The organism is Clostridium gelidum (genome assembly GCF_019977655.1).
Lineage (GTDB): Bacteria > Bacillota > Clostridia > Clostridiales > Clostridiaceae > Clostridium > Clostridium gelidum.
The window spans coordinates 425,708-442,475 of sequence record NZ_AP024849.1 but is presented as its reverse complement, the minus strand read 5'-3'; the positions used below and the strand labels follow the sequence as shown (position 1 = coordinate 442,475).

13 protein-coding genes are annotated in these 16,768 nt (G+C 29.9%); 1 reads left to right on the top strand and 12 read right to left on the bottom strand.

All coding sequences use genetic code 11. From position 1 onward, the window contains the following. Window positions 1–26: 26 nt before the first annotated feature. Window positions 27–2,024, bottom strand: a complete 1,998-nt coding sequence (locus psyc5s11_RS02010) for a methyl-accepting chemotaxis protein (protein WP_224035998.1) — start codon at window positions 2,022–2,024, stop codon at window positions 27–29. Window positions 2,025–2,663: 639 nt separating this feature from the next. On the opposite strand from psyc5s11_RS02010, the gene psyc5s11_RS02005 reads away from it, so the two are divergent. Then, window positions 2,664–4,673 carry a methyl-accepting chemotaxis protein gene (locus psyc5s11_RS02005; protein WP_224035997.1) on the top strand — a complete coding sequence of 670 codons (2,010 nt, stop codon included), beginning with the start codon at window positions 2,664–2,666 and terminating at the stop codon, window positions 4,671–4,673. A gap of 282 nt (window positions 4,674–4,955) precedes the next feature. Here the strand turns inward: psyc5s11_RS02005 and psyc5s11_RS02000 are convergent, their stop codons facing one another. From psyc5s11_RS02000 to ulaG, 11 genes are all read right to left on the bottom strand, one after another. Then, window positions 4,956–7,064, bottom strand: a complete 2,109-nt coding sequence (locus tag psyc5s11_RS02000) for a methyl-accepting chemotaxis protein (RefSeq protein ID WP_224035996.1) — start codon at window positions 7,062–7,064, stop codon at window positions 4,956–4,958. Between the two features lie 299 nt (window positions 7,065–7,363). Then, window positions 7,364–8,008 (bottom strand): fructose-6-phosphate aldolase, encoded by a 645-nt coding sequence (gene fsa, locus psyc5s11_RS01995; RefSeq protein ID WP_224035995.1) that lies wholly within the window; start codon window positions 8,006–8,008, stop codon window positions 7,364–7,366. A gap of 113 nt (window positions 8,009–8,121) precedes the next feature. After that, the gene (locus tag psyc5s11_RS01990) at window positions 8,122–9,048 is read right to left on the bottom strand and encodes a transketolase family protein (RefSeq protein ID WP_224035994.1); all 927 of its coding nucleotides are present in this window, start codon (window positions 9,046–9,048) and stop codon (window positions 8,122–8,124) included. Window positions 9,049–9,061: 13 nt separating this feature from the next. Next, a complete protein-coding gene (locus psyc5s11_RS01985; protein WP_224035993.1) occupies window positions 9,062–9,877 on the bottom strand; it encodes a transketolase in 816 nt (271 codons plus the stop codon). Window positions 9,878–9,983: 106 nt separating this feature from the next. Next, the gene (locus psyc5s11_RS01980; protein ID WP_224035992.1) at window positions 9,984–10,829 is read right to left on the bottom strand and encodes an L-ribulose-5-phosphate 3-epimerase; all 846 of its coding nucleotides are present in this window, start codon (window positions 10,827–10,829) and stop codon (window positions 9,984–9,986) included. A gap of 27 nt (window positions 10,830–10,856) precedes the next feature. Further along, window positions 10,857–11,546: an L-ribulose-5-phosphate 4-epimerase gene (locus psyc5s11_RS01975; RefSeq protein WP_224035991.1), complete on the bottom strand. Its 690-nt coding sequence runs from the start codon at window positions 11,544–11,546 to the stop codon at window positions 10,857–10,859. Between the two features lie 200 nt (window positions 11,547–11,746). After that, entirely contained in the window at window positions 11,747–12,775 is a 1,029-nt protein-coding gene (locus tag psyc5s11_RS01970; RefSeq protein WP_224035990.1) for a hypothetical protein, read from the bottom strand. A 184-nt stretch (window positions 12,776–12,959) separates the two neighbouring features. Further along, on the bottom strand, window positions 12,960–13,253 hold the full coding sequence (locus psyc5s11_RS01965) for a PTS sugar transporter subunit IIB (RefSeq protein ID WP_224035989.1): 294 nt from the start codon (window positions 13,251–13,253) through the stop codon (window positions 12,960–12,962). 339 nt (window positions 13,254–13,592) lie between these two features. Further along, window positions 13,593–15,050 carry a PTS ascorbate transporter subunit IIC gene (locus tag psyc5s11_RS01960; protein WP_224035988.1) on the bottom strand — a complete coding sequence of 486 codons (1,458 nt, stop codon included), beginning with the start codon at window positions 15,048–15,050 and terminating at the stop codon, window positions 13,593–13,595. An 85-nt stretch (window positions 15,051–15,135) separates the two neighbouring features. Continuing rightward, window positions 15,136–15,597, bottom strand: a complete 462-nt coding sequence (locus psyc5s11_RS01955) for a PTS sugar transporter subunit IIA (protein WP_224035987.1) — start codon at window positions 15,595–15,597, stop codon at window positions 15,136–15,138. A gap of 60 nt (window positions 15,598–15,657) precedes the next feature. Beyond that, entirely contained in the window at window positions 15,658–16,722 is a 1,065-nt protein-coding gene (gene ulaG / locus psyc5s11_RS01950; protein WP_224035986.1) for an L-ascorbate 6-phosphate lactonase, read from the bottom strand. Between the last annotated feature and the right edge of the window lie 46 nt (window positions 16,723–16,768).

Sequence of the window (16,768 nt, the reverse complement as noted above, 5' to 3'; positions counted from 1 at the left end):
AAAATTATCCCTCCTATAAATTATATTTAAAATTTAAATCTTTGAACCATTTCATTTAGTCTTTCTGCAAGTAGTGCTTGGCTTTTAGCTGTTAATGCAATCTCTTCTATTCCTTTAGTTGTTTCATTAATATTATTTACAATTTCTTCTGTTCCCTCTGATGATGTTTGTGCTGTAACCGCCATATTTTGAACAGCTTTACTTACCTCATCCATTGTAGCTGCAATTTCTTCTGACATAGCAGCTATCTCTTCTGACATTTTACTTACAAATTCTGCATCTTTATGATTTTCCTTTCCTATCTCCACTATTTCATCAAATTTAGGGGTTACTTTTTTTTGTATAAACAATAATACATCATTACTATTATTAGAAAGATTTTGAAATGCACTTTCTACCTTTATTATTGTATCTTTTATAGATCCTACAGATTCTGTAGATTTTTCTGCAAGTTTCCTAACTTCATCAGCAACAACCGAAAAACCTTTTCCATGTTCTCCAGCTCTTGCAGCTTCAATAGATGCATTAAGTGCTAAAAGATTAGTTTGTTCTGCTATGCTTGCAATAGTATCAGCCATTACCTTAATATTATCTACTATTTTTCCATCATTAATTGCTTTTACTATATTTTGTTCTTTCTCTACAAATAAGCATTCTATTTCATCAAGAGATAATTTAGCTTTATTTTGCATATCATCAGTTCTTTCTTTTGCTAAATGTGCATTATTACTGCCTTCAATGGCTTTCCCAGTTAATATATTAACACTGCTATCAACCTCTTTTATTGAAGCAGATATTTCCTCTGAAACTGCACCAGTGTCGTGAATTCCAGAATTTATATTTTTAATTGAACTGTCAATATTTTGTTCCATTGATGAAAACTCCTCTACTGTCGCAGAAAGTTCTTCGCTACTTGCAGTAAGTTCTTGTGAATTATCCAATATTTTTTTTATTAAAATAGTTAAATCATCTTTCATAAAAGCTATTCCTCTAGCAAGATCTCCTATTTCATCTTTGCGCCTAAGATTTTTTTCTAAAATAGGTTTTCTAAAATCACCTTCTGCTACAGATTTAAAGTGTTCAACTGCACGTATTAATGGTTTTGAAATTTTGTAATCAATATAAATATATATAATTACGGAAAATATTGATAAAACAATTAGGGCAATTATAATAGTATTAGCAATAAAACCACTCTTAAAATTATTTGTTTCAATCTGACTTTTTCCTGTAAATATTATTCCGATTACTTTATCAGTTGCTCCTATAATAGGAGTATATGTTGTAATATATTTCGACCCAATAATATCTGCTTCACCAGAATATTTATTATTTGCAAGTACAATTCCTGCAATCCTAGAATCAAGTTTAGTTCCGACAGCTCTGTTACCATCTTTTATTATAGTTGTTGCAAGCCTTGTATCACCTAAAAAAATAGTAGCATCACAATTGAGTTTTGTCTTTATATAATCAACTATCTCATTAGAATCAAGCCTATATCCAGTTGATATGACGCCAATAATTTTGCCTTTATCATTCTTAACTGGAACCCCTGATCTAGCTGCTAACTTAACTTGAGTTCCTTCTTCTACCTTAGAGTTTGCTTTTCCTTCAAGAGCAACTTTTACATTTTCTTGATTTAGAACACTATCTCCCTTTTTCTCTGGTTCATGGGTTCTTGCAAGTACAGTACCGGCTTCATCAGTTATTGTTATAAATTCTATTCCTGAATCTTCTACTATTGGCTTTAAATCATTTAAAATTTTTTCAGTGTCCTTTGTTTCAACCGCTTTTGTTACTATAGGATTAAGTGACAATTGAGTTGCCATATTCATAGAATCATTTTTTAGTTCCTCAATTTTATCTTTAAGTATTTCATTTGCATTTGTAACGTCTCTGTTAACATTTGTGCTTAGATAGCTATTAAATTCTATTACATTATCAATTATAATAACGCCAACAAGTAGAATTATTATAAAAAAAATAAATCCTAGCAATTTAAATTTCAATGAATGTATTTTCATATTCATCCTCCTCACAAATTACTTATAATATTAATTGAAAATATAAGATATTTATCCTTTTGAGTCTCCTCTTACTCAACTATTTCTTGTAATAAGTCTGATATTTTAAATCACCGCTTCAATTATTTAGTTGCTGTTTGTAAAATTTATGATGAGTTTATCTATTTTACCGGTTAAGACTGTAGATATATAGGAAATGAGCAATCAAAAGCATAGTCTTCTGAATTTTCTGATATTTAGTTTGTTGATTATATTTTACTTGTTTACACTAAATTGTCAATACTTGTAGTATTATGCTTCGACAATTCTAATTATTAAAATTAATGTTGATAATTTTCTAATATTATCTAATAAAGTCATCTTATAGCTAGGGTTTAACTGAAAATTAGATTCAATTTAGATCAAGTTTCACTTGATATTTTATGAGCCGAGGTCGAAAAATGTAAAAAAATTATTTTTGCATATATATGTTTAATTGCACTATACAATAAAAAATTAATAATTAAGAAAAAATAGTTAAAATCCCAAAAAAACACAAAAACTGTTTTTATATACTAAATTTGACAACTAAGGATTTAAAATGTACAATATATACATTATGAAAATGTTTTCTTAAATATAAACTTGGGGGGAATATAAATGATAAAGAAAAATAGAAGTTCTATTATGAAAATGATGATTAGTATATTAATTCCTACGAGTGTAATAGTCTGTATGTTATTGGCCTCTAGTGCAATGTATTTTGCAAGAAATGCGATGATTAATACAGGACGAGAATTATTGACTGAAACGAGTAGACTTGGAGGAGAAGAAGTCTATAATGTTTTAAATGAAAAACTTACTGGTGTTGGAATAATAGCTAGTATTCCACTTATGCACGATGAAAATATATCTTTAGATGAAAAATTTAAAATACTTAAGGAAAATGGCGCAGTTCAAAAAAATAATAATATGGGTATCGTTTATGAAGATGGATTAATTCACTTTCTTGATGGATCAGTAGTTGATATTAAAGATAGAGATTATTTTATTGAAGCTATGAAAGGCAAAGCGTATATATCTAAACCATTTATAAGTAGAATAGATAATAAACTCATAGTAGCTTTATCATCGCCAATAAAAGTTGGAAATAAAACTATAGGAACTATTGTAGCACTTAGAGAAGGTAATGATTTATCCAACATTACAAATGCAATAAAGCTTCTAAAAACTGGAGAAGCATTCTTAATAGATAGTTCAGGTACTTTTATTGCAAGTAAAGACGAAACGAAGATAAATGGGGAATATAATCTTATTAAATCTAGTAAAAATGAAGATGAAAAAAAACTAGGTGAAATCTCTTCAAAGATGATTAAAGGCAGTAATGCTGTTGAAAAATGGGAAAATAGTACTGGTAACTCATATATAGGATATGCTCAAGTAGGCGATTTAGGATGGTCTATTGGACTGATAGCTAAAGAAGAAGAACTACTTAGTGGGTTGAATCTTATGAATATATTACTAATAATAACAGCTAGTATATCTATAATCGTAATTAGTATTACTATTTTTAAAGTTTCATTGAAGATATCTAGACCTGTAAAAGCTGTAGATAATATAATTGGAGAAATGGAACATGGTGATTTCACACATGAGATAGACCAAAAGCATTTAGACGATGCTACAGAAATAGGAACAATGAGCAGAGCTCTCAAGAATATGATGCAGAAGATTAATAGTGTATTGAAAAATGTTAAAGGCAATTCAAAAAAAATAGATGCTCAAGCTACAACACTTGCAGCCATTTCAGAAGAAATGTCAGCATCAACAAACAATATAGTAGCTGCAATAGATCAAGTCGCTCAAGGGACAACTAGTCAAGCTACAGATTTAGTTCAAATATCAACCCAATTAAATGAGTTTAGTAGTGATATTAAGATGGTTAATGATAATATTGTAATTATAAATGATTTATCTAGCGAAATAGGCGTAAGATCTTTAGATAGTAATGGAGAATTGAAATATTTAACAGAAGTTATAGAAAATTTAAATAATAATTTTAAAAGCTTCAGTGTATCTTTATATAAGATGATTAATGATATAAAAAAAGTAAATGAAATGACTGATTTAATAAGTAGCATTTCAGAACAAACTAATCTTTTAGCTCTAAATGCGGCTATTGAAGCGGCAAGAGCTGGTGAGTTTGGAAAAGGTTTTGCAGTAGTTGCTGATGAAATAAGAAAACTTGCAGAAATGAGTAAAGATTCTTCACAAAATATATATAATATATCACAGAATATATTGATTAGCACTAATGAAATTAATGATAAGACATCTTTAATTACTGAAGACATAAATAAACAAAATGAAGTGGTTAATAAAACTATAAAAACATTTAACAATATATCTGAAGGCATAAATATTGTGATACCTAAGATAAGAGATGCAGCAAGCAAATTTGGTACTATAAATATTAAAAAAGAAAATATATTAGCAAGAATAGAAAATATTTCGGCAATATCACAGGAAGTTGCTGCAACATCAGAAGAAATTGCAGCCTCATCACAAGAAATACATTTAGCATCAGATGAAATTGCAGTCTCAGCACAAAACTTATCCATTTCAACAAATGAAATGGATGATCAATTAAAATTCTTTAAATTAAAATAATTAAGTTAATTTATAAATAAGGAGCATGAAATCGTAAATTTTGCTAGGTATTCTCTGTCTACCAGATGCCTATAATTCAAACTTTACCAAATAATGCTCCTTATATTTTTAATTAGACTAAAAATATAATTAAGTAAATTTACTTTAAAATCAGTTTATTTAAAATACCTCCAAGATAGATTTTAGTCATACATATTCCATTCATTTCATATGAATCTAAATAATAATCTTTTTATAAAACTTTATTATAAAACTTTATTATAAATAATTTTTAAACATAGTCTAAATTTTAAATATTGATACTACTTCTAAAAGTTTGTCTACACTTTCTTTAGTTTTATATGTTTGCTCTACTACTTCTTCGCTTAAGTTAACTACTTCATTTGATTTAGTTGCAATTATTGTTGTTCCTGTAGCCCCTTCATTTGTTGCTTGTGCAACTTCATCTATTGATGTAATAATCTCTTCAGTTGAATTAATTAATTTATCTGAAATTTCACCTATAGTACTAACTAGTTCATTGAATACTATAGCATCATTTTTATATTGTTCTCCTGTGTCAACGAGTTTATTATAATCTTCAACTACTTGAGTTCCAATAAAATTAATAACTTCAGTTGAAGTTCCTTTAAGATCATTTACTGCTACAACTACTTCTTTATTTATTTGTTGAATTTCTATAGCTGTTTCTTTTGAGGTCTCAGCAAGTTTTCTTATTTCATCTGCAACTACTGCGAATCCCTTACCAGCTTCCCCTGCTCTTGCTGATTCTATTGCTGCATTCAACGCTAATAAATTTGTTTTATCAGTAATCTCCAATATTCTAGATGTTAATTCATTTATTTTATTTACCGCCTTAGATTTTTCTACTGCTGTTTTTAAGCTTTCTTGCATTTCTAAAGTTATATTATTAGATTTTTCTTGTGATTTTATTGCATCATATTTAAGTCTTATAGCTCTTTCTTCAATCTCCTTTGCAGTTTTCTCCCCATCCTCAACACTTGAACCCATAGTTTTTATTAAAGATTCCATCTTTGAAGATGAAGAATTTATTTCTTCTGTTGAAGCTGCTGTTTCCTCCATACTTGCAGACAATTCTTCCGTCGTTGCAGATACATCCGAAATTCTAATATTTAAGTCATCTATTTTTTCTTTGGTAACATTTATAGAATCTAATACTATATTACATTCTCTCTTAACTCCAGTTATTATATGTCTATAAGATTTTTGCATTTCTCTCATAGATTTAAACATTTTTCCTATCTCATCTTCTTTTTGTAAGTACTTTTCATCTAATTCTATTGTAAGATCTCCCTTAGCTAATAAATCCATTTGTTTTTCTGCATATTTTATACCTGTTGTCATCTTCTTAATTACAAGCCATATTACAAAAATCACTATAACTAATGAGGCAATTGCTGCAACTATAATTACATTAAATATTTTATTATAACCTTCTAATATTTTATCCTTCGGAATTTGACTACATAAAATCCAATTTGTATTAGTATTTTCTAAATTAACTGGATATGCTACCATTAACACTTCCTTACCTTTTGTAACTGAATTTCCATAAGTATAAAATTCTTTTCCTTGTGAAGTTTCGCTTATGATTTTAGCCCAAACATCACTGTTTTCTTTAGCGTTTTTCATTTTCAAACTAGGATCTTCACCACTTGCTATATAAATCCCTGCATTTGAAAGCAATTCAACAGTTCCTCCAAGTGGTGTTTTCTCTTGTACAATTTGTTCTAATGTGTCAAGTTTATAATCTATTGATATTACCCCTAAGAAATTTCCATTATCATTTAATATTGGTATTGCCAAAGATGCCATCGTAACATCTTTACCATTAACTTTATAAGATGTAGGTTCTGTAATGTAAGTACCTTTCAATTCCTTCGGCTTATTATACCAAGTCATTTCTGTTTCATCATTATATGCAGCCTCAACTACTAGTTCATTTTCTCCTCTACTTACATATGGTATAAACATACCAGTTTCTGAGAATTCTTTTCTACCTTTATAATAATCATCCTTTTGGTCAAATGCATTTGGTTCAAATGCTACTGTTATTCCAAACACCTCAGGATTCATATCTAATATTTCCTTCTGCATTCCGATAACAAGTTCTCTGTTTTGTGTTCCAAATTTCATTTGCTTAGTTACTGCATTTTTTAAATCTTTAGTTATAACTTCTAATTTTTCAAAGCGACCTGTAATTTGAGTTGTATAAGATAACGATACTTCTTTTGCTAATGCTTCACTATCACTTATGCTTTTTGCTTTTAGTTGTACTAATATCGTTGAAAATACACCAACGTAACATATAAGTATTATAATTGCTATAATACTGCTGATTTTTGTTCCTAAATTAAGTTTTTTAATCATAATTATATACCCCCTTTAATTAGTTTTGAAACTAACATGTGTTGACTAAGTCATTACTATAATATAGTTAAGTAAATTTAATTAATTATATCATTAAACATTCTTTTCTTGTAGTATTTTATCAAAATTTACACTATTTTGCACCTATAAATTTAATGTTTTAACTAAATATTAAACCCAAATTAACATACTACTAGCAAAATATATCCTCACATTATTTTAAAATTATATAACAAAATGTCTCAAAATGATTTTTTATAATCATTTTGAGACATTCTTTTTTCTATTTAGCTTATTTATTACTTATTCATACCTTCATAATCTTTTAAAAACTTTTCAATACCTGCATCTGTAAGTGGATGTTTTATCATTTGCACTATTACATTATAAGGTATTGTAGCTATATGAGAACCTGCCTTAGCACAATCTAGTACATGGATTGGGTTTCTAACGCTTGCAGAAATAATTTCTGCATCTATACTATGAATTTCAAATATTTCTGCAATATCTTGAATTAATGTAATTCCCACACTTCCAATATCATCTAATCTACCTAAGAATGGACTTACATAGCTAGCACCAGCTCTTGCTGCAAGTAGTGCTTGAAGTGCTGAAAATATTAAAGTTACATTTGTTTTTATACCTTCTTTATGAAGAATACTTACAGCCTTTAAACCTTCTTCACACATTGGAATTTTAACAACCATATTCTTATGCATTTTAGCTATTTCACGAGCTTCAATAACCATTTCTTCACTTTGCATTGAAATAACTTCTCCACTAATTGGTCCATCAACTATACTTGTAATCTCTTTTATTACTTCTTTAAAATCTCTACCTTCTTTTGCTATAAGTGATGGATTAGTTGTTACTCCACAGATAACCCCTAAAGCATTGGCTTTTTTTATTTCTTCTATATTAGCTGTATCTACAAATATTTTCATTCTGCCCACTCTCCCATTTTTTAATAGATTTAATCTTTTCTAAAATACTTCTATAATAATTGAAATATTGTTTGTAACTTATAATTTTTATTTATATACATTAACTTTAAATCTTATTTTAATATTGCTTTTACTTCTTCAATAATAGCCTTACTAGTTAGATTATACTTTTCCATTAATTCGTCTGGCGTTCCCGACTCTCCAAACGTATCTTTTATCCCAACCATTTTTATAAGAGTAGGACATTCAGTACATACAACTTCTGCCACCATAGCACCAAGTCCACCTATAATTGAATGCTCTTCAGCAGTAACTATTCCTTTTGTATCTTTTGCTGCTTTAATGATTAATTCTCTATCTATTGGCTTTATAGTTGAGATATTTATAACTCTTGCATTGATTCCTTGACTTTCTAGTATTTTTGAAGCTTCAATAGCTTTTTGAACCATCATTCCTGTTGCAATAATTGTTACATCATTACCTTCTCTTACTTGAACCCCTTTACCAATTTGAAATTTGTAATTTTCATCAAATATATCTTCTGTATTACATCTTCCAAATCTTAAATAAACAGGTCCATCAAATTCTGCAGCTGTTTTTGTTGCTGCCATTGCTTCTCTATGGTCTGCTGGTACTATTACTGTCATATTAGGAAGCGAATTCATAAGTGCAATATCTTCAATTGATTGATGTGATCCGCCATCTTCTCCAACTGTTATTCCTGCATGAGTTGCTGCTATTTTTACATTCACTTTAGGATAACAAATTGAGTTTCTTATTATCTCAAAAGCTCTTCCTGTTGCAAACACTGCAAAAGTACTTGCAAAAGGTATGTTTCCTACGTTTGCAAATCCTGCTGCCATTCCCATTAAGTTTTGTTCTGCAATTCCTGCATTAAAAAATCTATCTTTAAATTCTCCTTTAAAACCATTTGTCTTTGTTGATTTTGAAAGATCCGCATCTAAAACTACTACTTTATCATTTTCGTGTCCAAGTTCTAATAATGCCATTCCATATGATTCTCTTGTTGCCTTACCCATAAAAAAACTCCTCCTATCTATCAAGCTCAATTAATGCTTTATTTTTTTCATCTTCATTAGGAGCTTGTCCATGCCATCCTGCATTATTTTCCATAAAACTAACACCCTTGCCTTTTACGGTCTTTGCAATAATCACACTTGGTTTTCCTTTAACTTTATCTATTTTTGAAAATGCTTCATCAATTTTATCAAAATCATGACCGTCTTCACAAACAATAACATTAAATCCAAAGCTTTCAAACTTTTTATCTAAAGGATCAATTCCCATTACTTCTTCATTCTTCCCATCAATTTGAAGTCCATTATTATCAATAATAGCAACTAAATTATCTAATTTATAATGAGCTGCCGCCATTGTAGCTTCCCAAACCAAACCTTCTTGAAGTTCTCCATCTCCTAAAAGTACATAGATTTTTGCATTATTCTTTTGACTTCTAAGTCCTAAAGCCATACCTACTGCATTTGATATTCCTTGCCCTAGTGAACCTGTTGAAACATCAACACCAGATATATGTTTAGAATCCGGATGTCCTTGAAGAAGTGCTCCTATTTTTCGAAGTTTCTTTAATTCGTCTTTAGGAAAATATCCTTTCTCCGCAAGTACAGCATAAAGTGCTGGTGCTGCATGTCCTTTGCTTAAAACAAATCTATCTCTACTAGGCTCCTTTGGATTTTCAACATTTATATTCATTTTTTCATAATATAAATAAGTTATTATATCTGCACAAGATAATGAGCCTCCTGGATGCCCTGACTTTGACTCATAAATCATTTCAATAATATCTTTTTTAACTTCCTTTGATATAGAAATTAATTCTTGTTTATTCATAGTTCACCAACCTATCTATTGATTTTATAATGGTTATATTTCTAAGTAAGTTGTTTTCTCCATATTAAATCCATTCATTCTCTATAAAAATTATTTATTCAAATTTCTATTCTAAAATTTTTTTAAACTTTTCATCCATGAAAATTTTTGTATCTTTAATTACATCTTTCCAATCATCATTTCCAACATACCAAAACTCTGCTGTGTATTTTCTAACACCAAGTTTCCATGATTTTTTTATTATCTCTTGGAAATTAACATGTCCTGTTCCAAATGTAATTTCTCTAAACTTTCCTGGAACAGTTTCTTTTAAATGTACAGCTGAAATATGACCTCTGCCTTTTTCAAAGTCTTCGATAGGACTTGTACCATAGTCTAAAGTTGCATTAGTTACATTTCCGCAGTCCGGATAAACTTGAAGATATGGAGAATTAACTAATTTAACAAATTCCATTGCTTTCTCAACAGTATTCATAAATTCTGTTTCCATAGTTTCAAACGCAAGAATTACACCTTTATTAGCTGCCATTTCCACAGATTTTTTTAAATTTTCTTCAAAATATTTTCTAGTTTGTTCATTTCCTTCTTCATAGTAAACATCATATCCAGCTATTTGAATTATTCTTACACCGATATCAGAAGCTAAATCGATTGCCTTTCTCATGATATCCATTCCTTTATTCCTAGTAGTCTCATCTGTGCTTCCTAAAGAATATTTTCTATGTCCACTTAAGCACATTGTTCTTATTTCAATTCCACATTTAAACATTAGTTCTACAAGTTGTCTTCTCTCTTCTATAGTCATATCTAATCTAGATAACTTTTCTTCGGTTTCATCTATACTTATTTCTAAAGTATCAAATCCACATTCTTTAGCACAATTTAATTTTTCTTCCCATGATAGAAAATTCGGCATAGATTTTTCATAAAGCCCTAATGTATATTCTTTCATAAAATCACCAACTTTCTAAAAATAAATCTATTGCCCATAATAAGCATTAGGTCCATGTTTTCTCATAAAATGTTTTTCTATCAATTCCTTTGGCATAGTTTCAATACTATGATTTGCTAAAACTTCTGTATTCCAAGCCATCATTGCAACTTCTTCTAATACAACTGCATTGTGAACTGCTTCTATAGCATCTTTTCCCCATGTAAAAGGTCCATGATTCTTCACTAAAACTGCAGGTACATGCGTTGGATTTATGTTCTTAAATAATTCAACAATAACTCCTCCAGTGTTATCTTCATAATTTGATTTTATTTCTTCTGGAGTCATATCTCTTGTACAAGGAATTTCATTATAAAAATAATCTGCTTGAGTTGTGCCATATGGTTTAATGGATTTTCCTGCTTGAGAGAATATAGTTGCCCATCTTGAATGAGTGTGCACAATACCTCCAACTTCAGGAAAGTTGTTATATAGTTTAACGTGTGTAGGTGTATCTGATGATGGTTTATATTTTCCTTCAACTACTTCTCCAGCCAAATTAACCACTACCATATCTTCTGGACTCATTTTTTCATAATCAACACCTGATGGCTTAATTACTATTAACCCTGTTTTCCTGTCTATTGCAGAAACATTTCCCCACGTAAAGGTTATCAATTTATATTTAGGTAAAAGCATATTTGCTTCATAAACTTCTTTTTTTAATTCTTCTAACATTAAATACCTCCCATTTTAAATTAATCCGATTGATTTAATTGGATTTTGATTTATATCTAAGTCAACTTTTATAATATATCTTGAGCATAGAAATTTAAATCTCCATGCTTATAAATTTATATTATTAAATTTTATTTATAATCTTGTTTTATTAAATGTAAATTTTTCTTTGTCATCACATTATATTTTCACTATATATACTATTCCTTTACCACTTTATATACTGCTGCTTCATTTTTAGTATGGTTAGCCGAAACAATTAAATCACAATCTTTCAAATTGATAACTGTTACATTAGCTGGGCCAGCACCCTTTTCGATAATTGTTTCCTGACATTTTCCGTGAGTCCATTGGATATAGAATAATTCAGCCTCAACACGTCTTACACCACCAACAAAGCTTGGTACACCACAAAGTGTTGTTCCTACTAAAGTATGAGCAAAATCAATTTCGTATGGATAAGTATAAATTTCAGTATACTTTCCATCAATAAGCTTATAAATCTTCATTGCATTTCCATGGAATGGTTCAATAGTCATTAATTCATCTTGACCATCACTATCCAAATCACACCAAGCAACTTCACTAATTTTACCTTCTAACAATTGATTAACTTGCCATTCTCCATCTTTATTTGGGATCACTTCAAATACTCCCTGTTCACAGCCAAAAGTGCCTCGTGGCTTACCATCAACCATATGACGAGTATATCCATGATTTTTAAACAAACCTGTTTTAAGAACTTTAAGATCTATTCCATCAGTCGGTACATTTGGTAATTTACCATAATAGATAGTTCCTGAGTGACTCCAGTCATCTTTAGACTCTTTGACATCAGCTATAGTAGCTCCAACAACATAGATTTCTCCATCAACATCCCATACATCAAAACGATGTAAATAAGGTAATTTATTAACAGTTTCAATAACCCATTCACCATCTGCTAAATGACCCCAGACTAAACGAGCACCACTTGGACTCTCCTTTAAATAGAAGTCGCGAACAGCCAAGAATTCATTATTACGATTTGGAATAGGAATTATTGACATGCATCCTCCACCATTATCCCAAACTGTATGACGGTGCGTAAAATCTTTGCCACTATATGCATAACAAGGATATCCCTTTTCTTCAGAAGCTACGAACAAATTTAGTTCACCATCTATCTCCATTGAACTTGCTGAATATGCACGGTACATTTCATCCAAGTGTTTTTTTATAATTTTCATATTCCATTCACCTCAACTTACATTATCTATTTTAATTTTCACATCTTCTGTATTCTTTGGCTTAGATAAAATTCAATTGCTAAATTTCATCTAAGCTTTAGAATAACTTATTATCTACTAGCATCAATCCGTAATATTATCTCAATGAAGAATATCAATTTACAGTTGGTAGATGTAATATAAACTATTTCTTATTCACTATCTTTTCTATAACTTTTTCTTCCATTTCTTTTTCTGACAAAATATTTTTTAAGCCTATGATTATAGTTCCTGAATCTTCTGCTCTTTTAAAATTGGATGTTAATACTTGTGAACAAAATACTACATCAAAGTTTGAAGCTTGACTTTTAGCTTCTCCTACACTATTGTGTTGAATTGTCACTGGTATGTTTAATTTTTTAAAAACCTTCTCTATTTTCATCTTTATTATTTGGCTTGAACCCATCCCGCTTCCGCAAGCTGCTATTACTTTTAACATTTTCAAACACACCCTTTAAATTTATTTTTTACTTCACTTTAAATTTAGTCTTACTTATAGTTTGCAACTTTCTATGAAATTATAAATTGTTTTTTATCTAAGTTGCAATTTTTAATATAGAAATTACAACTTAGGGATGTTCAAAGAAATAACAAGTCAGTATGCTAGTCTATTTTGCGTCATACTGCGTCGCTAAGTCTCACTAATAGCTCGCTATTAGCAAACCTCAGCTCCTTGTCTGGCGCAAAATATACATCGCATCTTTGACTTATTATTTTCTTTCACATCCCTTAGACTTTCTCTTTTAATATAATTATCTAATTAATAATTTTTTATAATTTATGCCTTTTCCATTTCAATAAGATATTCATCATAGTCTTCAGCTATTTTGAAGTATCCCTTTTTATTCCTTCTGTATTGAAGTTGTGGTATTAAAAGTAATGCTACAACTGCAATTCCAAATCCTACGTATTGGAAGTTTTTCATCAATACTCCGATTACTGGCCATACTGTATCCCAGTCAAAGTTTCCATGCCATCCACCGAATTTTGCTAATCCAAAGTAGTAAGCTGCAAATGCTCCACCTAATACTTGAATAATTCCTGATACGAAAGGAATTATACAAGCTGCTCTTAAGCCACCTTTTTTGTTTGCAAATACTGCAAAAGTTGCATTATCAAAGAATAGTGGTACGAATCCTGATATTATTAATACTGGACTTTGGAACACTACTAATCCTATGATTGATATAAATTGTCCTAATGCTCCAAATAAGAATCCAATTGTTACTGCATTAGCATGACCGAATCCGTATGTAGCTGCGCAGTCAACTGCTGGCATTGACCCTGGCAAAATTTTATTTGAAATACCTTGAAATGATTCTGTAAGTTCTGAAACGAACATTTTAACTCCAAGTTGTAATATGCTTAAGTAAACTGCAAAGTTTAATGATTTTTCCATTATATAGAATAAGAAGTTTCTATTTGCTGCAAATCCTGTTTTATCTATTTGATGCAATAAGTCTGGTCCTAGTATTCCCATTATTGTTCCGAAGAAGAACATCATTAGTATACCTGTTGCAACTACGTTGTCACTAAATATTTCTAGAAATCCTGGTAATTTAAGATGTTCTATTGATTTTTCTTTATTACCAATTTTTCCTGCAATTTTGTGTGTAAGCCAAATTCCAAACATTTGTTGATGACCAACTGCAAATCCACCACCTTCAGTTAATTCTTGAGTTGCTTCAACTGTAAGATTTGATGCTACTGCCCAATAAGTTCCAAGTAATAAGCCAAGCATAATTACTGCTTGTGTATCAATTATATTTGGGAAACAGAATAATACCATCCATAAAGCTGTTGAAGATTGTTGAACCATTATATGACCTGTAATAAATACGGTTCTTACTTTTGTTTGTTTTCTAAACAATACTAATACTATGTTAAACATAAATGCTATTAATAGCACTATCATCATAAGCGAAAAGGATCTACCTATATTCTCTATAGCTGCTTGCGCTGCTGTTTGACCAAAATAAGGATCAATAACTGCCGCTGTTAAATTAAAACGATCTTTTAATCCCGCTAGTATTGGACGAAAGTTACTTACAAGTCCTCCAGATGCTACATTCAAAATCAAATAACCAACTGTTGCTTTTATAAATCCTGCTATTGCTTCGTAAATTGGACGTTTTAATAATAAATAACCTATAAGTACTATAAAACCTATAAAGAATGCTGGGTTTGTCAAAATATTTGTTTGGAAAAAATTCCATATGCCTAATAATATATTCAATTTACTTCCCCCTTGTATTTAATAAATTTATTTTAAATTATATTTGTTTATATAACTTCTTTTTATATGTTTAACCATTTGTTGTTTAAACAACCTTTGCTTTTAAAATTTCAACAATTACCTCTAAATCTTCCTTTGATTTCGCTTCAAGTAATTTATCTACTATTGATTCATCTTCTATTAATCCAACCATATTTGATAAGTTTTGCAAATGTACCTCATTATCTGTTGAAGCTAAAACAAAAAATAATCTTGCATCTTCATCTGGATTATCACTAAAATGAACTGGATTTTTAGTTCTCATAAAACACATTGCTGTTTCATTAACTCCTACAACGCCTTCTTGAGCATGTGGTATACAAATATTTGGTGCTATAACTATATATGGACCATATTTTTTTACATTTCCTATTATTGCATCCACATAAGTACTTTCTATCGCCCCATCCTCTATTAAAGGTTTACACGAAGCTGCAACTGCTTCCTCCCAAGTATCAAAACCTTCATGAAATGAATATCTTTTTTTATCAATTAATCCTTGTAACATTATATTCTCCTCCACATTTTATTTTTTAGAGGGTTAAGTTTTAACCCTCTATGAATTCTATTACAACATTGATCTAAATGGTAGATCTGGCTCTATTGTAAATGCATCATGGAATCCTCTATCGTGGTGATATTCCATTTTATTCTTATCGTTTGGATAAATGAATTTACCGCCTACTTCCCAAATAAATGGTTTGAATTTATATTGTAGTCTATATTTTCTCATATTCCATAAAGTCACAATTTCTTGTGGATCAGCCATAAAGTTTGTCCAGATATCATGATGGAATGGAATAATAACCTCAGTATTTAAACATTCAGCCATTCTTAACATATCAATAGATGTCATTTTATCTGTCATACCTCTTGGATTTTCACCAAATGATCCTAATGCAACATCAATTTTATGATCATTACCATGTTTTGCATAGTAATTAGAATAATGTGAATCACCACTATGATAAAGATTTCCACCTGGTGTCTTGAAAAGATAATTTACAGCTAACTTATCCATATCTCTTGGCATTTTGTCTTTTAATATTGTACCTTTTGGTGCTGTAACAAGCTCAGTACGGTCAAAAGAATCAAGTGCAACAATTTCTGTATCTTTAATTTTTACTACATCACCAGGTTTTACAACTATACATTGTTCTTCTGGAACTCCCCAACCTAACCAAAGATCTATACAAGCTTGTGGTCCAATAAATTTAACATCTTTAGAACAATTTTGAATTACTGCTGCTGCAACATTAGCATCAATGTGATCGCCATGATCGTGTGTAGACAAAATTGCATCAACTTCTTTAATTTTAAAAGGATCAATAACACAAACTGAGTTTCTTAAATTTGGTTGCATTGCTACACAACCAATCATTCTTTGATGTTGATGTTGTGATGCCATCAATGGATTTGCTTTTGATTTTTTTCCTGTATTAACCCATAAATCAACACATATATTTGCATTTCCTTCAGATTTAACCCATATACCTGTACATCCTAACCACCACATTGCAAATGTACCTGGTTTTACTTCTTCATGTTCTATTTCTTCATTAAGCCATGTTCCCCATTCTGGAAATGTGTTTAATATCCAAGACTCTCTTGTGATTTCGTTTACTTTTGCCATTTTAATCTCCCCTTCAAAATTATAATTAGTTTTTGTCTAATTTTAT